Source organism: Dietzia sp. KRD202, assembly GCF_017168155.1.
Classification (GTDB): domain Bacteria; phylum Actinomycetota; class Actinomycetes; order Mycobacteriales; family Mycobacteriaceae; genus Dietzia; species Dietzia kunjamensis.
Window position 1 is genome coordinate 1 of the sequence record NZ_JABFAN010000071.1, and the last position, 391, is coordinate 391.

General features: G+C 71.4%; 1 protein-coding gene. It reads right to left on the reverse strand.

The window, feature by feature from the left end:
• Window positions 1–391 (reverse strand): hypothetical protein (locus J1M64_RS18640; protein ID WP_206475169.1); only part of this gene is annotated, 391 nt, incomplete at both ends.

Below are 391 nucleotides of genomic sequence, written 5' to 3' on the forward strand. Positions count from 1 at the left end.
AGCCCGAGCAGTACCGAGTAGAGCGACAGCCCGGTGAGGAACCATCCGAAGCTGGACCGACCGCCGGACGGGAGCTCCTCCTTGAACACGTTGAGCAGGACCGAGCCGCCGAGCAGCGCGGTGAGCAGCGCGACGACGACGGTGCTGCTCGGGGCGAACACCGCGGAGAGCGCCCAGCCGGCCAGCAGGGCCGCGGCGAGGGCGCCGCGGCCGCGTGCAGCGAACCGCCGGGGGTCGCGCTCCTCGAGGCCGCGGTCGGTGAGGACGAAGTGCAGCCCCATGGCCACGGTGAACAGCAGCGCGAACGCGATGCCGGTCCGCAGCCGCAGGGGCATCGTGTAGGTGATCAGGCCGTTGTAGACGAGGAACGAGGCGAGGTGCAGCCGGTACA